A 19,231-nucleotide genomic window follows, 5' to 3' on the forward strand; every position below is an offset into this window, starting at 1 on the left:
TAAAAAAGTTGATTATCTCTAATCAACTTTTTTCATTTTACATAAATATGCCGTCACAACCACTGTAATGGGAACCGTTATAACAATTCCAATACTTCCTGATAATCCTTGAATTAATTCTGTGCCTAACACATCTAAGTTAACTAACTGTTTTTCACTAATTGATGCAGTAAAAATCAAAATCATCGTTGTTAATGATCCACCTGCTAAAGCTAAAATTAACGTATTCGTCATTGTACCAATCATATCAGTTCCAACATTCATTCCGCTTCGGACTAATTCTTTAAATGTTAATTGTTCATTTACTGAGATTAATTCAAATAACGATGAAGAAATTGACATCGCAACATCCATGACCGCCCCTAGCGATGCAATTAATATCGCTGCTAACATTAACCCTTTTATTTGAAGTTTACTAGTCTCTGACACATAGAGTAAAGCCTCTGTATCTTGCATCGTTCCACCTGATAAATGCGACCAATTTCCAAACAAATAGGCAATAAGAGTTGCAATTAAGACACCTGATAACGTTCCAATAATAGCAGCCAATGTCTTCTTATTAATTCCTGAAACAAGTCCTAATGTTACAAAGGTACTTAAAAAGACTATAATGGTTGCCGCTAATACTGGGTTCATTCCGTTTAACATTAACGGTAGCATTAAAAAGATAACACAAGTCCCAGTAAATAATAATGAAACAATCGATTTTACACCCTTTAACTTTCCAATCCAAGCAACTAATACAAAGAAAATAATCGCCAATATCACAATGACATGACTACGCTTATACGTATTTGTTGTTAAATCCATAATTTCGCCATCTTCTAGATAAGCTCCAACTATAATATCTGTACCTTTTTTAACCACTGTATTATATAGACGGCTTACATAATTTTTAAAAACATGTTGTTCTCCCGAATATGGCCCTTCGGTAATCTGAACCCGTATATTTTGTAATCCGACTGTGAATTCTCCTGTATAATTATCAGGTCCTAACTCTTCATCTATCACTTCTAAAACCGTTGCTTCATAATACTGAATATCCCGATTTAATCGATTAGGTAGATATCCTCCTTGAAAAATAGAATCCGATACAACGACAATGACAAAGCATGCTAGCAATGTCAAAATAATGGGCATAATCTCTTTCACCAATTTCTTCACAATTAATCCTCCTAGCTATAATCCTCACATACCTCTCCATAAAAAAAGGAATGTTGTTCATAATCATTATACAACATTCCTTTTTTTTAACAAAATATTACATTATTATACAATTTTTTTATTCAGCATTTAACCACTTATCATTTTGCATGAAAATTGGTTTACTTCCACCATCGAATACATGATTCCCATAAAGAGCCGTTAAATAGGCTTTGAATTCATCTATATTGCTATATTTTGAAACAATGTAGGGTTCCATTGAGGCCACCTTTTCTAAAAATAAATATCCATCATCTGTTTTAATTAAAACACCCGTATGCCCAATAAATAGTGATTTATCCTCGTTGTAATTTAAGAAAACACTGATAATTGAAATATTATCGTCCGTCTCAAACTTTATCCCACGATTTTTCCATTCCTTTTGAATTTGTTTAACATGAAAACTTTGATCAGTCGTCTCTTTTGTTGAAATCGCCGTATAAAAGTTATGATAGGCACTTGCTTCTTCATCTGTAAACTGAATATTAGGATTTTCTTTAATAATCTCTTCATCAAATATTAAATTATTCATTTCGTCTGAGATAACGTCTTCTGTATCTATTTTAATTAGTTCCTTCATTAAGTTAAAAACTGTTAATCGGCAATTTTGATCTAAATAATCTGTTTGATTATCCCATTGTTCTTGAATATATGCATAATCAATCGATAAGTCAAAAAGATTAATTGTTTCAAATCCTACCTTCGTGTCTAGCGTATCCACAGCTAGTTTATTAAAATGATTGACCGATGTAAAAAATGAATTAATAGCTGACTGAGAAATACCATTTTCTAATAATAAAGCCGAAACTTTATGTTGAGTCTCGTCATCATTTAAGAATGAGTATGTAAAGGGGATAGATTGTTGCACTTCCGTACTTTCTTCTGATATTGATTCTAACTCTACTTTTTTAGAACTACATCCTGTAACTAATACAATAGCTGTTCCTACTAGTAAGAAATATTTCTTCATACTAAAATCCTCCACTTATTTAAAGTCTGTTTTATTATTTACCTATTAGACGCAAACATCAAGAAAAAAGTTTTAAAATACTAAAAAAGATTACTGAAATCAGTAATCTTTTTTTAGTATTATTTATGTTTTACCCAACCAACGGCAACTGCTCCTGGTCCCCCATGAACAGCTACTACTAATGAAATTGAATAGATATTAATTTCATGATTTGGATAAATTTCTTGTAATTCTGTTTGAACTGTTTTTGCAGCCTCTTCATTCCCAATATGCATCACAACTAATTGATAATCTTCTGTTAACTGTGCCTCTTTTGAAATTTCAATTAAACGCTTTAATGCCTTTTTAAACGTGCGAATCTTTTCAACAGCTTGGAATGTTCCATCAGGTTGAATTTGGCAAATAGGTTTAATTTGTAGTAAGCTACCTAATGCTGCTTCAACATTTGATAAACGTCCACCTTTACGTAAATTAGTTAAATCATTAATAGCTGCGTAAAATTGATTATTTTCACGAATCATTTCTAAGTATTCTAAAATTTCTTGAGCTGACGCTCCTTCTTTAGCTTTCATTGCTGCATAAACAGCAAACATACCTTGTGTATAAGTAACAGTACGTGAATCAAATACGTGAATATGCTCAGGGTTAACCATTTCTGCACATGTTAAAGCTGTTTGATGACTACCACTTAATTGACTTGAAATGTTAATATGAATAATATCTTCATACCCTTGTTCAAATAATGATTCATATAAAGCTATCGTTTGTCCTGGAGATGGTTGTGAAGTTGTTGGTAACCCGTTGTAATTGGCACTACGCTCAAGAAACTCCTCAGGAGACATATCAATAAATTCTCGATAAGACTCAGTTCCAAAAACCACCGAAATATAGTTAACATAAATATCTAAAGCTTTTACAGTCTCTGCAGGAATACAACCTGTACTATCAGATACAATCGCGACTTTTGCCATATCATTTTCCTCCCAAATCTAGTTTGCTAATTAAATTTTATATTGATCTGGCATCCAGCAAGCTCCTACGCCTCCGCGACCAAAGTGAATCGCCATAACTGGGCCAATTTCATTTCCTACATGAACTTCTGCTTGATCACCGCAAGCTTCTTCCATTAATTTTTTCAACTCTTGTGCTAACTCTAAATCATTAGAATAAGTAAGGCGAACAATCTGCTTACCAGACTTTTCGATTTCCTCTTTTAAATGTTCTACCATCCATTTTAATACACGTTTTTTTGTACGAACTTTATCCAAAACATCAAGCTGGGCATCAACTAACCCGATAATTGGCTTAATATTTAATAAATTACCGATACTTGCTGCTGTTTTAGATAAACGCCCCGTTTTAACTAACGTATTTAAGTCATCAATGACTAAACAAAGTGTTGTATGATTACGATAAAATTCAATCACTTTTAATAATTCATCTAATGATTTTCCTTCATCGATTAATTGACAAACTTTAATAATAATATTTTCTTCCCCAATTGATGCGGTATTTAAATCGATAACCGAAATACGTCCTTCTAATCCATCTACCATTGTACTAGCAATACGTGCCGCATTAACTGTTCCGCTTACTTTTGGTGTACAATGTAAACTTAAAATATAATCATACTCATCTTTGATTTGCTCATAAATCTGAACAAACACATCAGGTGATGGCTGTGATGTTGAGTATGATGCACCACTATCAATTAGATTAAATAACTCTTTATTATTGATTTCTTTATGCTCTACATAAGTTTGATCATTTACAATAACATTTAAATATCCATAATAAACATATGGATAGCGTTCTAAATCAGATGTCGTTAAATGCGTAAGACTATCTGTTACAATTGCAATTTTCATAATCCACCTCATTATCTTAACTATCAATATTATAACATATTTTATAATGACTCAAATATTCGACTTCATCTTAACGAACGAAAAATAGTTTTATTTTCAAAGCTTTCTGTTCTATTTTAACTTAAATCAAAAAAAAGTCAACTTTTTAAATACTAATCCTCTACTATAATATGAACTTTTCCATTATATTCATGCATTATATTAGAAAATACAAATTCCCTAAATAGTTGGTTTTTAATCTAGAATTCGATATAATTAAACCAAAGAACATGAGGTGATTACATGGAACGTTATTTAATGGTCGCACAAGATGGGGAAAATGAAATCATTGTAGATAAATCTCGTTTTATTTGTCACGTGAAACGTGTTTATAATGATCAAGATGCGATGGAATTTATCAAAGAAATCAAAAAAATCCATTGGAATGCCACACATAACTGCTCAGCCTATCAAGTTGGAGACTTCAACGAAATTCAAAAAGCAAATGATGATGGCGAGCCAAGTGGAACAGCTGGCGTTCCAATGCTTGAAGTCCTTCGAAAACAAGGAATCAAAAACTGCGTAGTCGTCGTCACACGTTACTTTGGTGGAATTAAACTTGGAGCTGGCGGCCTAATTCGTACATATGGAAAAGCCGTGTCAGAGGCGATTAAAGAACTCGGAGTCGTTGAGCGTAAAACAATGAAAACCATGTTCATCAATGCCGACTACACCCTACTTGGTACGATTCAAAATCGCTTAGAAGGAACAGACTACATCTTAAGTCAAGTTCATTATACAGATAAAATTTCAGTTGAAGTTTTAATCGATGTAGAAGCAGAAGAAGCATTTAAAAATTGGGTCATCGACATGACAAATGGAAAAGCAGACGTTATAGCTGGTGAAACATCATTCAGAGAAATTCCCTATCAACGAGAAAACTAAAAAAGACATTATCCACAAACTGGATAATGTCTTTTTTACTTCTGTTTTATAAAATTTTGATACCCAACAAATCCCTGTTCAATCTTATTCGCCCCTGCGTGATAATACGTTTTATCTTTTAAGCGATTCGGTAAATACTGTTGTTTCACGTAATGATTAGGATAATTATGAGGGAATTTATATTCTGTTCCAATTCCCAAATCTTTTGCCCCACCATAGTGAGCATCACGTAAATGTTTAGGAATGTCACCTACATTTCCTATTTTTAAATCTGCTAATGCCTCATCAATCGCAGAAATAGCAGAATTCGATTTCGGACTATTGGCAAGTAAAATAACCGCCTGAGCTAATGGAATACGTGCCTCAGGGAACCCTAGCTGCATCGCAGCATCCGTACAACTCTTAACGATCGAAACAGCTTGTGGATAAGCTAACCCAATATCTTCTGCTGCAATCACCAATAATCGTCTACAAATAGAAGTTAAATCACCTGCTTTAATCAAACGGGCTAAATAATGAATAGCAGCATCAGGGTCACTTCCACGAATCGATTTTTGAAAAGCACTTAACGTATCATAATGTTGATCGCCAAATCGATCATAAGAAAAGCCAGCTGTTACAGTACACTCTCTTGCAACTTCTAAATTTAGAACAAATCCTTCTGTCCTACAATTTGGATACAACGCAATCTCTAATGCATTTAAGGCCCGACGTAAGTCACCATTGGCTACATTTGCAATATAATTTAAAGCTTCCTCTTCTACCGTCAGTGGATACAAATAAAACTCTGACTCTACTAATTCAACCGCTCTCTTCAATCCATCTACAATCTCTTCAGGTGTTAAAGACTTAAACTCTAAAATTGTAGAACGACTTAAAATCGCACTAAAAATCGTAAAATAAGGATTCTCTGTTGTACTCGTAATTAATGTAATTTGACCTGTTTCAATATATTTTAGTAACGTTTGTTGTTGCTTCTTATTGAAGTTTTGAATCTCATCTAAATATAAAAAGATTCCATTCATTCCTTCCAGTGTATTCAAACTACTAATAATTTGTTTAATATCTTCAGTCTTTGCATCCGTCGCATTTAACTTATAAATCTTTTTATTCGATAAACTCGCAATAATATTTGCAATCGTCGTTTTCCCTGTACCAGAAGGACCATAAAAGATTAAATTTGGAATATGATTAACCTCTATTAACTTTCGTAAAATCTGCCCTTCTCCAATTAAGTGCTGCTGGCCAACTACCTCATCTAAAGTCCTTGGACGTATTAAATCTGCTAATGGTTTCATCATGAATTCCCCCTTCCCTTGTATTATGGTTAAATAAACTACAAATTTTCAAATATATAAATTCAGATTATCTTTTCACTACATCCCTCCCTACTAATAGAGGATAAATCTGTAGAAAAAAATCCAAAAATAAAGAGTACTTCAACAAATATAGATTCACTAATATTTTACTTACAAAACAATCATCAACTGCTAGTCAAAAATAATTTTGTTTCGCTATAGAAAAAAAAAGCTTCGGAAACCTCCGAAGCTTTTAAATGTTTTAACGACGACGAATCTTATCAATATGATCTAACATAATTCCTGTTCCAACTACTACACAGTGTAATGGATTATCTGCTACAAAGACAGGAACATGTAACTCATCAGCTAATAAGCGGTCAAGGCCATGTAATAAGGCTCCACCACCTGTTAAGACGATACCTTTATTCATGATATCAGCTGATAATTCTGGAGGAGTTTGTTCAAGAACATTTTTCGCTGCATGAACAATAATACGTACTGATTCACGTAAAGCTTCTTCTACTTCAGTTGATGAAATAGTAATTGTACGAGGTAATCCTGATACTAAGTCACGTCCACGAACTTGTAATTCTTCTTCGCGACCTTCTGGATAAACTGTCGCAACACTGATTTTAATTTCTTCAGCTGTACGATCCCCGATTAATAATTTATAATTTGTTTTAATATAATCAACAATGTCTTGATCAAAACGGTTACCTGCAATTTTAATTGAAGCAGATGTTACGATATCCCCAAGCGATAAAACAGCGATATCTGCAGTTCCTCCACCAACGTCGATTACCATGTTACCAGATGGTTTAGAAATATCCATCCCCGCTCCTAAAGCAGCAATTTTTGGTTCTTCTTCAATGAATACTTCACGTGCACCACATTTTTCAGCAGCTTCACGGATAGCATTTTTTTCAACTAAAGTAATGTTAGTTGGGCAACAGATCATAATACGAGGTTGTGAAAGCATTCCTTTAATGTTTAACGAATTGATAAAATGTTTTAACATCATTTCAGTTGCCTCAATGTCAGCAATAACTCCATCTTTCATTGGACGAACAACTTCAATTTTACCTGGTGTACGACCAAGCATTTGACGGGCTTCTTCTCCCGCTGCAATCATACGACCTGATTGAGCATCAATTGAAACTACAGATGGTTCTTCAAGAACGATTCCTTTACCTTTTTCATATATTAAGACGTTAGCAGTACCTAAGTCGATTCCTATATCTTTAGAAAATAGCATACTTTCCTTCCTCCAAACTAATTTTTCAGTATTAGTATGTCTAAATAATTCATCACTATTTTATATTTTAACACAAATATATTGAACCGACTACAACTTTTCCTTCTCCTCTTTAGTTTTTTCAACAAAAAAAGCACTAATGCTCATTAGTGCTTTTTTCGCTTTTATAAATCACTTAATTTTTTATTAATAGCAGATTGTGGGTCAATTTTAACTTCATCTTTCATAATTTCAAAGTGCACCACATTTCCTGCGTCTGGTTCAAGTTGTGAAAGTCCAGTTGTTCCTAATACATCTCCTTGAGAGACTGAATCTCCAACGCTTACCTTAACATCATAAACACCATTGTAAATCGTTTTCACTCCGTTAGCATGTTCAATTGTCACAATCGTACCTTTTAAGATTTCATCTTTTACCGATGTAACAGTTCCTGTAAGAGATGCTACAACATTAGCAACTTCATCATTTGAACTTTTGAAACTCATACCTTTTGATTCATGGCTATACATTGATTGACCAACAGGATAGTAGAAGAAACTTTGAGTTTGAACATCAGTTTCAACTGTGTCACTATAATAATATTTTGTTACCTCAATGTCTTCACTATCTAATGGAGAACTAATAACTTCACCTAATGCAGCGGCATCTACAGCCTCTGATTGATTATTCATCGTTTGTAATTCTCCATTGTCTGTATAGATTAAATCATTGTTATTCCCATTAGCTGGATTTTGAACTGTTAAGTCTTCCGATGATTGGTTCACATATAATTGAACTCCGGCAAATACAGCAGATGCTCCTAATAAGACTACAAGTGCTAAGCTAATAGGGTCAATACGTTTAAATAATTTTTTGTTTTTTACATTTGTCATTTTTTCTTTTAATTTCATAGTCATCACCTCACCGTTATGATGACCACTTTTTTACTAACTTATTCAATTTTAGGAATTTTTTTCAATAATATTAACATTTTGGTAATAATATTGGAGTATTTCTTGATAGTTTTTCCCTTGTTTAGCTAGTTGATTAGCCCCATATTGGCTCATTCCGACCCCATGACCGTAGCCATATGTCGTAATAAACACTTTATTGTCTTTAAATTCCAAAGAAAAATCACTTGATCTTAAACCTAGTTTTTCTCGAAATTCACGACCGCTATAGACAGTATCACCTACTGAAATCTCCTCTACATTACCTCCATATGTATAACTTAAGATTTTAAAATCATTTTTTGTAAGACTTGAATCATTAAACGTATTACGTAATGCTGTTAAACTAAATTCAGTCACTTGCTCGTAAGTGGGGGCTGTTAAATCCCACTGACTACTGACACTTTTTAAGTATGGATATTCAACTGACCAATAATCTTCAGCATTTTCTGTATATCCATTGCTAATAGAAAAATAAAATGGAGTAATCATCTCACCATTGTATTCAATGATCTCTCCTTCCGTTTCAAGTACAGCTTGCTTCACTTTAGAATAGTATTTATCAAACTCATCTCCCCAACGTTCACGCATTTGAGATTCATCAAAATAAACTTGATGTTTAACTGTATCATGCATGTAATCTTCAGATTGTAGTTGATTGAGTGTATAAGTCCTTGCGGCAACTGCTTGAGCCTTTAAAGCTTCTAACTCATAGGCAGCTGGCATTTCACCCGCGACAACACCCACGATATACTCTTCAAGCAACAACTCTTCATAACTATTACTCTCTTCACGAAAAACAGTCACAACATTTTCTTTTGAGGCTTCAGTTTCTTGTGAAGAATCTACATTTTGAGTAGGGAGATGCATAACTTTCTCTACAACAGTTTGAGTTGAACAATAGATAATTTGAGATAACATCGGAATTATAACTAGTAATAAGATAAAAGATAAAATTAGAGCTGGTATTTTTTTCATATTCATCACCTATCTATTATGAATCAGTATTTGGTGTACTATTCAACTCTATGCATAGGCGATAAAGATATGACTAAACCATCAGCTTTTTATTAAAAAATTGATTTAAGTAATGTAAAGATATCAATAAAGTAATCAATAAATAATTTTGAGATACTTACGGTTAATACAATATACAAAATAATCACATCATTACGATGAGTCCCTCTTTTAAATAATTTTTCTAGTTGTAAAGACATTAACATCTTAAACACAATGGGTAAGACTAAGATGTACCATATAATCATAAAATAAGCTTGAACATTCATAAAATCCCTCCGATACTAGTTTACACATGCTCTAGTAGTGATAAAAAATAAAAACTATAAAGAAGCTTATAAAAATCATTTTACATCCTATCTGAGTTTATTTAAATCATTTTAATAAATTTCCCGAGATAAATGTAAAAAAATCCCACAATTCAAAATTGAAATGTGGGATTTTTTTATTTATTCAGAAATTCTTTTTTCACCAACTCGTATTTGGTTAAGAAGTTTAACGATTTCCATTTCAGATTTAATTAAATCTTCACGTGTTTTAGCATTTTGTTTTTGACGTTCAGTACGTTCAAGATCCATTTTAGCACGTGCAACATCAATGTCTTCAGCCATCATTGCATCATTTGATAAAACATTAACATGGTTATTAGAAACCTCGAAAATACCATTATCAATTGCAATATATGAACTTTCCCCATTCATATCAATACGTAACTCTCCAACACCAAGTGGTGTCATCATTGGAATATGATTGTATAAAACAGCAAAATCACCGTCAATACCACGTGCAAAGATGCGTTCTGCTTCTCCATCGAATACAAGTTTATCTGGTGTTACTACGCGAACCGTCATTACTGACACAGTACCACCTCACACTATTTCATCTTATTAGCTTTTTCGATTGCTTGCTCGATTGTTCCAACTAAACGGAATGCTTCTTCTGGTAAATTATCATGTTTTCCATCTAAGATTTCTTTGAATGCGCGAACTGTTTCAGCAACTGGTACATAAGAACCTTTTAATCCTGTAAACTGTTCTGCTACGTGGAAGCTTTGAGATAAGAATAATTGAACACGACGTGCACGGTGCACAACTTTTTTATCTTCTTCACTTAACTCATCCATACCTAAGATAGCGATGATATCTTGTAACTCACGGTAACGTTGTAACATCATCTGTACACGACGAGCTACATCATAGTGTTCTTGTCCTACGATGTCTGGTGATAAAGCGCGTGAAGTTGAAGCAAGTGGGTCTACCGCTGGATAGATACCCATTGCAGCAATACGACGCTCTAAGTTTGTTGTCGCATCTAAGTGGGCGAATGTTGTAGCTGGCGCTGGGTCAGTATAGTCATCCGCAGGAACGTATACTGCCTGAATAGAAGTGATTGATCCTTCTTTAGTTGATGTGATACGCTCTTGTAATTGTCCCATCTCAGTTGCAAGTGTTGGTTGGTAACCTACCGCTGAAGGCATACGTCCTAAAAGGGCAGAAACCTCAGAACCTGCTTGCGTGAAACGGAAGATATTATCGATGAATAATAATACGTCTTGTTTTAACTCATCGCGGAAATATTCAGCCATTGTTAAACCAGTTAAGGCAACACGTAAACGTGCTCCAGGTGGTTCGTTCATTTGTCCGAATACCATGGCAGTTTTATTGATTACTCCTGATTCAGTCATTTCATGGTATAAGTCGTTCCCTTCACGAGTACGTTCTCCTACACCGGCGAATACTGAAATCCCACCATGCTCTTGAGCGATATTGTTAATTAATTCCTGAATTAATACTGTTTTCCCTACTCCGGCACCACCGAATAAACCGATTTTACCACCTTTGATATAAGGTGCTAATAAGTCTACTACTTTGATTCCTGTTTCAAGGATTTCAACAGTTGTTGATAACTCTTCAAATTTAGGAGCTTCTTTATGAATTCCTTCATGTGGTGTTCCTGCTGGAACCTCACCTTTATTATCTACTGGTTGACCTAATACGTTGAAAATACGTCCTAAAGTTGCTTCTCCTACTGGTACGCTAATTGCATTTCCTGTATCCACAACTTCTAAACCGCGGACTAACCCGTCTGTTGCATCCATTGCGACAGTACGTACAACACCATCACCAAGTTGCACTGCAACTTCAAGTGTTAATGATTTACGTTCCCCACCAACTTCATAATCAACAGTTAAGGCATTGTAAATAGCAGGAAGATGGTCTAAACCAAACTTCACGTCTACTACTGGTCCGATTACGGCTACAATATGACCTGTTGCCATTTGTAATGACCTCCTTTTATTCTAAGGCTGAAGCTCCACCGACAATCTCAGTGATTTCTTGAGTAATTGCTGCTTGCCTTGCTCTATTGTAAACTAACTGTAAATTCTTAATGATTTCAACTGCATTATCAGTTGCATTTTGCATCGCATTCATACGAGAGGCATGCTCTGAAAGCTTAGCTGTAATCGCAACACCATAAATAGTTCCCTCTAAATATTTCGGTAAAATGGCATTGATTACATCTTCTTCTTTAGGTTCAAATGAATATTGAGCCTTTGATTTCTCTGCTTTCTTTGACTCTAAAGGTAAAATTTGTTTTGTCATAGGTTCTTGAGCGATTTTTGAAACGTAATGGTTATAAACCACTACGACCTCACTAATAACTCCAGCCATATAATCTCCGATTACTTTATCCACAACCGGTTTAATGTCTTGATATACAATGTCATCTGGAACGAAAACAAATTCATTCTCAACGACTAAGTTAGAACGTTTTGCATAATCAAATCCTTTGCTACCAATCATATAAAGTTTAGATTGATCGCTTGGTTTTGAATCAATTTGTTGTTGCAAAAGTTTTAAAACATTACTATTATATCCACCTGCAAGACCACGATCTGAAGTAATAACTAAGTATCCAGTACAATTAGCTTCACTTTTTGATTTAAAGAAAGGATGGTGGCTCATGCTAGATGAGTTTGAAATATTTCGCACCATATCCTCTAACGTTTCCATGTAGTGGTGATAGTTTTTAGTTTTAGCTTCTGATTTCGTTAACTTCGCCGCTGAAACCATTTGCATGGCTTTAGTAATCTGACTCGTATTTTGAGTCGAATTGATTTTATCTTTTATATCACGCATTGATTGAGCCATACTAGTTCACCGTCCTTATTTATTAATTGAAAACGGCTTTAAAGCTCTCAATTGCTTCGTTTAATAAATCTGTATCTGGTAAATCTTTTGTATCACGAATATGTGCAAAGATTTGTGGACGTTCATTTTCTAAGAATGTGTATAATTCTTTTTCAAAACGAGCGATATCTGCTAATTCGATGCTATCTAAGAATCCATTAACTAATGCGTAGATGATACATACTTGTTTTTCAACCGCAACTGGTTGATTAACACCTTGTTTTAATACTTCAACTGTGCGTTCCCCGCGAGCAAGTTTAGCACGAGTTGACTCATCTAAGTCAGATCCGAATTGAGCGAAGGCTTCTAATTCACGGTAAGAAGCTAAATCAAGACGTAATGTCCCCGCAACTTTTTTCATTGCTTTGATTTGAGCAGATCCCCCTACACGTGATACTGATAACCCGGCATCAATCGCAGGACGGATACCAGAATGGAAGTAATCTGATTTTAAGAAGATTTGTCCATCTGTAATCGAAATAACGTTTGTTGCAACGTATGCTGATAAGTCACCAGCTTGTGTTTCAATGAATGGTAAAGCAGTAATTGATCCTGCCCCTAACTCATCATTTAACTTCGCTGCACGCTCAAGTAAACGAGAATGTAAGTAGAATACATCCCCTGGATATGCTTCACGACCTGGTGGACGTTTTAATAATAATGATAACTCACGGTAAGCAGCTGCTTGTTTAGATAAATCATCATAAATAATTAATACGTGTTTACCAGCGTACATGAACTCTTCTGCCATCGCAACACCTGAATATGGTGCAACGTATAACATTGGAGATGGTTGAGAAGCTGATGCAGATACAACGATTGTATAGTTCATTGCATCATGTTTCTTTAATGTTTCAACTACTGAGTTTACAGTAGATTCTTTTTGTCCAATAGCAACATAAATACAGATAACATCTTGACCTTTTTGGTTTAAGATTGTATCAACTGCGATTGCTGTTTTACCAGTTTGACGGTCACCGATGATTAACTCACGTTGTCCACGTCCGATTGGAACTAAAGCATCAATCGCTTTGATCCCTGTTTGTAATGGTTCATGAACTGATTTACGAGCCATTACTCCTGTTGCTTTTGCTTCTGTTGGACGATATTTATTCGTATCGATTGGACCTAATCCATCGATTGGATTTCCTAATGCGTCTACAACACGTCCGATTAATGCCTCTCCTACTGGAACAGACATGATACGTCCTGTACGTTTAACTTCGTCACCTTCACTAATTGAACGGTACTCCCCTAAGATGATAACCCCAACGTTATCTTCTTCAAGGTTTTGTGCCATCCCAACAGCACCTGAGGCAAATTCAATAATTTCCCCAGCCATGACATTTTGAAGACCATGAACACGAGCGATTCCGTCCCCAACTGTTAATACCGTACCAGTTTCAGTTACATCTAATACTTGCTCATAGTTTTTAATTTGCTCGCGCAAAATTGCACTAATTTCTTCCGGTTTGATGGCCACCAATGCTCACCTCTATTCTATTTTAACTCAACGTTCATTAGATTTTGTTTTAAGTTTTTTAATTGTAACTTAATTGTGTTGTCATAAACAACATCTCCTAAGTTTACTTTATAACCACCAAGTAATGATGGATCAATAACTACGTTAAGCTTAACTTTTTGGTTTAATTTTTTTGTAAAAACATATGTTAACTGATTTAACTGAGCATCACTCAATGGAACAGCTGAATAAACAGTTCCTTCAACAATGCCGAAATGCTCATTAACCATTTGGTTAAAGGCAACCACAATTTCATTTAATAAATCGATACGGTCTTTATCAATTAATACCATTAAAAAATTAACTGAAATTTGTGGAGTATTTGATGAGAAAATAGATTTAATTAATTGTTTTTTCTCTTCTTTATCTAGTTTTGGAAGTGTTAAAACATTTAAGAATTGTGGTTGTTCTTTTATAGATGAAACAATCACATTAAAATCATTTTTAACTTCTTCTAAAACATTTTCTTCTAAAGCAATATCATATAAAGCTTTAGCATAAGTAGAAGCAATTTTACTCATGGCTTCCACCTACTTTAGATACGAATTGATTAAATAATTCATCGTGTGCTTTTGCATCGATTTCTTTTTCAATCATTTTTTCTGCAGAACTTACTGCTAACTCAACGATATCCTCACGAATACTCGCATAAACAGCCTTACGTTCTTGTTCGATATCGGCTGATGCTTTCGCTAATTTTTGTTGAGCTTCCATGCGAGCACTTGTCACGATTTCATCATGAATATTTTGTGCTTGTTTCTTAGAATTTTCAACGATTTCACGTGCTTCATCGCGTGCAACTTGCACTTGCGCTTCTGCAGATTGTTTTAAAGCAATTGCATCTGCTTTTAACATTTCTGCATGATTAATCTCTTCAGAAACTAACTCTTGACGCTTACGTAAGAATTCTTTCATAGGAGCCCATGCAAAATGCTTAATGACAAAGAATAAGACTAGAGTCGACAAGATTTGTAACGTGAAGTTGATCCAGTCTGGCATGATATAGATTTGCAAGTAGGTTGCCCCCTTTCTTATCAGTCTTAGATATAATTAGTTAGTTTATATGAATTATAATTGACCGATGAATGGGTTGATGAATAATAAGATGATTGCTACTACGAATCCGTAGATTGCTGATGTTTCCGCGATCGCTTGACCTAAGATCATCATTTGCATTACATCACCTTTTGCTTCTGGTTGACGTCCAACAGCTGCAGCAGCTTGACCTGCGGCATTACCTTGCCCGATCCCTGTCCCGATACCTGAACATACTGCGATTCCAGCTCCAACAGCTGACATACCTAATACGAATGCTTCATTTGAAATTGTTGATGCAACAGTTTGTAAAAACATAATTAAATTCCTCCTAATAACTTGTTATTTTAATTTTTTTAATTTTTGGATTACTCCATTGCCCCTTGTGTCCAAATCATGGTTAACATGATAAAGATGAGCGTTTGAATAACTCCCGCAAAGATATCAAAATATCCATGCGCAAATGGAGCGATTAATGGTGAGAACCATCCAAGTGCTTGATATACAAGTGACATAATAATACCACCACTTAAAATATTACCAAACAAACGGAAAGATAACGAGATTGGTTTCGCAAGCTCTCCAGTAATATTTAAAGGTAATAAGAATGGGAAGTCCCCAAGATATGTGTCGTATAAGTAACCACCAATACCTTTAGTTTTGATCCCTGATCCAACCATTAAGACAATAGTCATAACAGCCAAGGCTAATGTGACGTTGTAATCTGATGTTGGTGCTGTTAATCCAATAAGCCCCAATAAATTGGCACAGACTAAATACACAGCTAAAGTTCCAATATATGGGGCAAATTTCATATGCTTAGTCCCCATTGTTTGATCTACTAATCCTTCAATACCTGTAATCAGTATCTCTAAGAATAGGACAACACCCTTCGATGGTTTCGATGGATCTGCCTTTTTAACTTTGCTACCAAACCAGATAAATAGTACACATAACACAACGACCAATAAAACTGAATTGGCAACCGTTGGATTAACTAATGTTTCTCCATTAGAATTTTCAACAACGATTTTCATTAGTAATGGACTCATTCTTAACCTCCTTTCTTAGAGATTCATAGAAAATGAATCAATATTTTACTTTTTAATTCTTACCCCTAAAACACACATAATCTGTTTTAAGTTTTGGCTCTAGTTTGTTAAAAACAATCTATTGAGCTATATATTCAACGATGATTACTTTTTGTTTTTTCCATAGCCAAACGTAAAGAAACCATCAGTTTGAATCGCAAATCGTACCATTGAAATTCCAATAATTGCTGCAATAAATGCATGAGTTCCAAACTGAACTGCTAGAACAAGTGTTGCGGCATAAATGACTAATCGAATAACTAAATTCGACATCATCGATGACCTAGCACCCTTTTCTTGACGATCTAGTGCATTTTTAGCACCAATAACAATTAATCGGAAATTAATAAGGTTAACAATAACTCCTAGCCAGTACCCGATTATCATATTTACCATTGGCCACTTAAATACCATTGCCACAATTGCAATTAAAAAAGTAAAAACCAATGCCAATTGAATAACTCTTTTAGGTACGACTCTAATTGGATCATTCTGTAATTGACTCAAGACTTATCCCTCTTATCTATTTTAATTATTAACAGATAAACACTTTTAATGCCGCTGAAGAACCCGATAAAGATAAATAATAATAAAAATAACGGAGATGTATGCAACCACTGGTCAAGATATTTACCGATAAATAAACCAACCATAATATTAGCTACCATCGTAATTCCAACCTGTGACATAAGCGTCATCCACTTCATGGCTTTTACAACTTTAGGTGATTCACTCATTTATTTCGTTCCGAAAATTCGGTCTCCTGCATCTCCAAGACCAGGTACAATGTAACCTTTTTCGTTCAATTTCTCATCTAAAGATGCTAAGTAAATTGTTACATCTGGGTGAGCTTCATTAACTGCTTTAACTCCTTCAGGTGCACCAACTAAACAAACAAGTTTAATATTTTTAGCTCCGCGTTTTTTAATTGAATTGATTGCTGCAATAGCAGATCCCCCTGTTGCTAACATCGGGTCAACAATGAAAATATCACGTTGATCAAGTCCATCTGGGAACTTTGCGAAATACTCAACTGGTTGTAATGTCTCTTCATCACGGAAAATTCCAATATGTCCAATACGAGCAGATGGAATCATTTGTAAGATACCGTCAACCATTCCAAGACCAGCACGTAAAATTGGTACAACAACCATTTTTTTACCTGCAATAACATTAGCCTTAGTTGTTGCAACTGGTGTTTGAATTTCGATTTGTTCTAATGGTAAATCACGCGTAATTTCATAAACCATTAATCCACCGATTTCATTAATCATTTGGCGAAATTGAGTTGTCGATGTTTCCTTTTGTCGGATTTGTGTTAGCTTATGTTGAATTAACGGATGATCTAAAATATTAACTTTAATCACGTCGGTCACCTCTTTTTTTTCTATAATTTTTCATAATTCATTTAGTAATTCTACAACTTTTTAACTATCATTTCAATCAATAAATAGTATAAATCGTGAATACATTTACATGTTTCTACAAAATTTTTACGTTTATCATTTTTTTCAACAACATTATCTATTGTACACACTCTATCAGTTTGAACGAATCTTACTATTTATATGTTTAACAAAAAAAGAAATCCTATTTCAGGATTTCATAAGCGTTTTCATATTTTGATATTTTCTCAACACGTGCAGTATGGTGTGCACCCATAAATTCCGTTGTTAACCATACAGAAACGATTTCACGAGCAAGACCCGGACCAATGACACGTCCTCCCATTGCTAAAACATTTGAATCGTTATGTTCGCGAGTTGCTTTTGCAGAAAATAAATCATGAACTAATGCACAACGAATTCCCTTAACTTTATTCGCTGCAATACTAATTCCGATTCCAGTACCACAAATTAAGATTCCACGATCAAATTCTTTAGCTGCAACAGCTTCTGATACTTTAAACGCGTAATCTGGATAATCTACCGCACAATCATTATAACTTCCAAAGTCCTCATATTGTACATTCATATCGTTTAATAAAGCTAAAATTTCTTGTTTTAACGCAAATCCACCATGATCACATGCAATAGCTACTTTCATGAATATACACTCCTTCTTACCTGTCAAAATCACATCCATTTTATTATATCATAAAATTTAGGTGATAAATAAAACTATCCTTCAAAATTTTCCCACTTTTATCTTCCATTTTTATCTAATCATTTCCATTTATCTAAAATTTAATACTCATAACACGCATCTGATCATCTTTAAATAAATCTGATTCCCCTAAATTAGTTGGTTTCTTCACCTCAATAAATCCTAGTAATTCAAACAACTGGTAAGCATATGGTTGATTAGCCATTGAAATCAGTTGATTAATTCCCGCTGCCTTAGCACTAGCGTACAATTCAAAAAACATATTAACTAATAAATCGGGATTAATTTGATGATTATAAATGAAATAACGAATAATCCCTAATCCATCAAACTTTTCGTAAGATACCATCCCAGTCACCTCTTCGTCATTCTTAATTAAAACAGAATGGGCGATAATTTCCTCATTTACTGTTTCAATCCCTGATGCTCTTTTTACAAATTCACATACTAAATCATAATCTTCACTTGTATAACGTTTCACACTTGCCATAATCTACTCCCCCTCCTATATACATAACGATTCATAACCTGGATAATGAAAGTTGGTCTGAGTTATTCAGATACTTGATAATCAAGTCCAACTATAATCCCGATAAAAGTTTCTTTCTATATATCTACAGAAATGTTTTACACACTTTCGAATTAGACTCGATTGATGATATAAACACTAACTAGACGGGTCGCCTATTATTTTCAAATAAAATGACCTTCTATTAATAGGGCAATCAACTAATGTACAAAACTTAGCAGACTGATATAGAGAAAATTAATCACAGTTATATATCTAAATCTATATTCGCTATCTAGCTAAATTATTAA

23 protein-coding genes are annotated in these 19,231 nt (G+C 34.2%); 1 reads left to right on the forward strand and 22 read right to left on the reverse strand.

The genetic code is table 11. From position 1 onward, the window contains the following. Positions 1–18: 18 nt before the first annotated feature. From HLK68_RS02840 to HLK68_RS02855, 4 genes are all read right to left on the reverse strand, one after another. Complete coding sequence (locus tag HLK68_RS02840) at positions 19–1,164, reverse strand: YibE/F family protein (RefSeq protein WP_006784618.1); 1,146 nt, start codon at positions 1,162–1,164, stop codon at positions 19–21. A 118-nt stretch (positions 1,165–1,282) separates the two neighbouring features. After that, positions 1,283–2,173 (reverse strand): DUF4300 family protein, encoded by an 891-nt coding sequence (locus HLK68_RS02845; RefSeq protein WP_006784617.1) that lies wholly within the window; start codon positions 2,171–2,173, stop codon positions 1,283–1,285. A gap of 119 nt (positions 2,174–2,292) precedes the next feature. Beyond that, positions 2,293–3,144: a DegV family protein gene (locus HLK68_RS02850; RefSeq protein ID WP_006784616.1), complete on the reverse strand. Its 852-nt coding sequence runs from the start codon at positions 3,142–3,144 to the stop codon at positions 2,293–2,295. Positions 3,145–3,174: 30 nt separating this feature from the next. After that, positions 3,175–4,041 carry a DegV family protein gene (locus HLK68_RS02855; RefSeq protein ID WP_006784615.1) on the reverse strand — a complete coding sequence of 289 codons (867 nt, stop codon included), beginning with the start codon at positions 4,039–4,041 and terminating at the stop codon, positions 3,175–3,177. Between the two features lie 282 nt (positions 4,042–4,323). Between HLK68_RS02855 and HLK68_RS02860 the strand changes: the two genes are divergently transcribed. After that, on the forward strand, positions 4,324–4,965 hold the full coding sequence (locus HLK68_RS02860; RefSeq protein WP_006784614.1) for a YigZ family protein: 642 nt from the start codon (positions 4,324–4,326) through the stop codon (positions 4,963–4,965). 35 nt (positions 4,966–5,000) lie between these two features. Here HLK68_RS02860 and HLK68_RS02865 read toward each other — a convergent pair whose 3' ends face one another. The 18 genes from HLK68_RS02865 to HLK68_RS02950 all read right to left on the reverse strand — a co-directional run bounded on the left by HLK68_RS02865 (position 5,001) and on the right by HLK68_RS02950 (position 18,902). Then, positions 5,001–6,263, reverse strand: coding sequence for a replication-associated recombination protein A (locus HLK68_RS02865; RefSeq protein ID WP_100068696.1), 1,263 nt, complete (start codon positions 6,261–6,263; stop codon positions 5,001–5,003). A 262-nt stretch (positions 6,264–6,525) separates the two neighbouring features. Beyond that, entirely contained in the window at positions 6,526–7,521 is a 996-nt protein-coding gene (gene mreB, locus HLK68_RS02870; RefSeq protein ID WP_006784612.1) for a rod shape-determining protein MreB, read from the reverse strand. Positions 7,522–7,685: 164 nt separating this feature from the next. Further along, complete coding sequence (locus HLK68_RS02875) at positions 7,686–8,411, reverse strand: M23 family metallopeptidase (protein WP_006784611.1); 726 nt, start codon at positions 8,409–8,411, stop codon at positions 7,686–7,688. Between the two features lie 51 nt (positions 8,412–8,462). Beyond that, positions 8,463–9,428, reverse strand: a complete 966-nt coding sequence (gene spoIID, locus HLK68_RS02880; protein WP_132942576.1) for a stage II sporulation protein D — start codon at positions 9,426–9,428, stop codon at positions 8,463–8,465. Positions 9,429–9,520: 92 nt separating this feature from the next. Further along, complete coding sequence (locus tag HLK68_RS02885) at positions 9,521–9,736, reverse strand: hypothetical protein (RefSeq protein ID WP_006784609.1); 216 nt, start codon at positions 9,734–9,736, stop codon at positions 9,521–9,523. 180 nt (positions 9,737–9,916) lie between these two features. Then, positions 9,917–10,318: an ATP synthase F1 subunit epsilon gene (atpC, locus tag HLK68_RS02890; RefSeq protein WP_155062175.1), complete on the reverse strand. Its 402-nt coding sequence runs from the start codon at positions 10,316–10,318 to the stop codon at positions 9,917–9,919. Between the two features lie 23 nt (positions 10,319–10,341). Beyond that, entirely contained in the window at positions 10,342–11,745 is a 1,404-nt protein-coding gene (gene atpD / locus HLK68_RS02895) for a F0F1 ATP synthase subunit beta (protein WP_006784607.1), read from the reverse strand. A gap of 16 nt (positions 11,746–11,761) precedes the next feature. Next, complete coding sequence (gene atpG / locus HLK68_RS02900; protein ID WP_132942577.1) at positions 11,762–12,619, reverse strand: ATP synthase F1 subunit gamma; 858 nt, start codon at positions 12,617–12,619, stop codon at positions 11,762–11,764. 22 nt (positions 12,620–12,641) lie between these two features. Further along, a complete protein-coding gene (gene atpA, locus HLK68_RS02905) occupies positions 12,642–14,141 on the reverse strand; it encodes a F0F1 ATP synthase subunit alpha (RefSeq protein WP_006784605.1) in 1,500 nt (499 codons plus the stop codon). 17 nt (positions 14,142–14,158) lie between these two features. Then, on the reverse strand, positions 14,159–14,701 hold the full coding sequence (locus HLK68_RS02910) for a F0F1 ATP synthase subunit delta (protein WP_009606119.1): 543 nt from the start codon (positions 14,699–14,701) through the stop codon (positions 14,159–14,161). Continuing rightward, positions 14,694–15,194 (reverse strand): F0F1 ATP synthase subunit B, encoded by a 501-nt coding sequence (gene atpF, locus HLK68_RS02915; RefSeq protein ID WP_006784603.1) that lies wholly within the window; start codon positions 15,192–15,194, stop codon positions 14,694–14,696. Before atpF ends, HLK68_RS02910 begins: the two co-directional genes overlap by 8 nt. A gap of 54 nt (positions 15,195–15,248) precedes the next feature. Further along, a complete protein-coding gene (gene atpE, locus HLK68_RS02920) occupies positions 15,249–15,533 on the reverse strand; it encodes an ATP synthase F0 subunit C (RefSeq protein ID WP_006784602.1) in 285 nt (94 codons plus the stop codon). A 50-nt stretch (positions 15,534–15,583) separates the two neighbouring features. Next, entirely contained in the window at positions 15,584–16,267 is a 684-nt protein-coding gene (atpB, locus tag HLK68_RS02925; RefSeq protein WP_006784601.1) for a F0F1 ATP synthase subunit A, read from the reverse strand. Between the two features lie 144 nt (positions 16,268–16,411). After that, positions 16,412–16,813, reverse strand: a complete 402-nt coding sequence (locus HLK68_RS02930) for an ATP synthase subunit I (protein ID WP_006784600.1) — start codon at positions 16,811–16,813, stop codon at positions 16,412–16,414. Next, complete coding sequence (locus HLK68_RS02935; RefSeq protein ID WP_006784599.1) at positions 16,810–17,043, reverse strand: AtpZ/AtpI family protein; 234 nt, start codon at positions 17,041–17,043, stop codon at positions 16,810–16,812. The genes HLK68_RS02930 and HLK68_RS02935 overlap by 4 nt, the downstream gene beginning before the upstream one ends. After that, positions 17,044–17,670, reverse strand: a complete 627-nt coding sequence (gene upp, locus HLK68_RS02940; protein WP_425598129.1) for a uracil phosphoribosyltransferase — start codon at positions 17,668–17,670, stop codon at positions 17,044–17,046. Between the two features lie 226 nt (positions 17,671–17,896). Next, entirely contained in the window at positions 17,897–18,352 is a 456-nt protein-coding gene (gene rpiB / locus HLK68_RS02945) for a ribose 5-phosphate isomerase B (RefSeq protein ID WP_132942578.1), read from the reverse strand. A 133-nt stretch (positions 18,353–18,485) separates the two neighbouring features. Further along, entirely contained in the window at positions 18,486–18,902 is a 417-nt protein-coding gene (locus tag HLK68_RS02950) for a hypothetical protein (RefSeq protein ID WP_006784596.1), read from the reverse strand. Between the last annotated feature and the right edge of the window lie 329 nt (positions 18,903–19,231).

The sequence above is a fragment of the Turicibacter sanguinis genome (assembly GCF_013046825.1).
GTDB classification, from domain to species: Bacteria; Bacillota_I; Bacilli_A; order MOL361; family Turicibacteraceae; genus Turicibacter; species Turicibacter sanguinis.

Bases quoted from the DNA above. Each gene is read 5' to 3' on its own strand.
- HLK68_RS02860 (WP_006784614.1), top strand. From the start codon at position 4,324: ATGGAACGTTATTTAATGGTCGCACAAGATGGGGAAAATGAAATCATT.
- atpG (WP_132942577.1), bottom strand. From the start codon at position 12,619: ATGGCTCAATCAATGCGTGATATAAAAGATAAAATCAATTCGACTCAA.
- HLK68_RS02875 (WP_006784611.1), bottom strand. From the start codon at position 8,411: ATGAAATTAAAAGAAAAAATGACAAATGTAAAAAACAAAAAATTATTT.
- atpE (WP_006784602.1), bottom strand. From the start codon at position 15,533: ATGTTTTTACAAACTGTTGCATCAACAATTTCAAATGAAGCATTCGTA.
- HLK68_RS02885 (WP_006784609.1), bottom strand. From the start codon at position 9,736: ATGAATGTTCAAGCTTATTTTATGATTATATGGTACATCTTAGTCTTA.
- mreB (WP_006784612.1), bottom strand. From the start codon at position 7,521: ATGCTATTTTCTAAAGATATAGGAATCGACTTAGGTACTGCTAACGTC.
- atpB (WP_006784601.1), bottom strand. From the start codon at position 16,267: ATGAGTCCATTACTAATGAAAATCGTTGTTGAAAATTCTAATGGAGAA.
- HLK68_RS02935 (WP_006784599.1), bottom strand. From the start codon at position 17,043: ATGAGTGAATCACCTAAAGTTGTAAAAGCCATGAAGTGGATGACGCTT.
- spoIID (WP_132942576.1), bottom strand. From the start codon at position 9,428: ATGAAAAAAATACCAGCTCTAATTTTATCTTTTATCTTATTACTAGTT.
- atpD (WP_006784607.1), bottom strand. From the start codon at position 11,745: ATGGCAACAGGTCATATTGTAGCCGTAATCGGACCAGTAGTAGACGTG.
- rpiB (WP_132942578.1), bottom strand. From the start codon at position 18,352: ATGAAAGTAGCTATTGCATGTGATCATGGTGGATTTGCGTTAAAACAA.
- HLK68_RS02910 (WP_009606119.1), bottom strand. From the start codon at position 14,701: ATGAGTAAAATTGCTTCTACTTATGCTAAAGCTTTATATGATATTGCT.
- HLK68_RS02850 (WP_006784616.1), bottom strand. From the start codon at position 3,144: ATGGCAAAAGTCGCGATTGTATCTGATAGTACAGGTTGTATTCCTGCA.
- HLK68_RS02855 (WP_006784615.1), bottom strand. From the start codon at position 4,041: ATGAAAATTGCAATTGTAACAGATAGTCTTACGCATTTAACGACATCT.
- HLK68_RS02950 (WP_006784596.1), bottom strand. From the start codon at position 18,902: ATGGCAAGTGTGAAACGTTATACAAGTGAAGATTATGATTTAGTATGT.
- HLK68_RS02865 (WP_100068696.1), bottom strand. From the start codon at position 6,263: ATGAAACCATTAGCAGATTTAATACGTCCAAGGACTTTAGATGAGGTA.
- atpC (WP_155062175.1), bottom strand. From the start codon at position 10,318: ATGACGGTTCGCGTAGTAACACCAGATAAACTTGTATTCGATGGAGAA.
- HLK68_RS02845 (WP_006784617.1), bottom strand. From the start codon at position 2,173: ATGAAGAAATATTTCTTACTAGTAGGAACAGCTATTGTATTAGTTACA.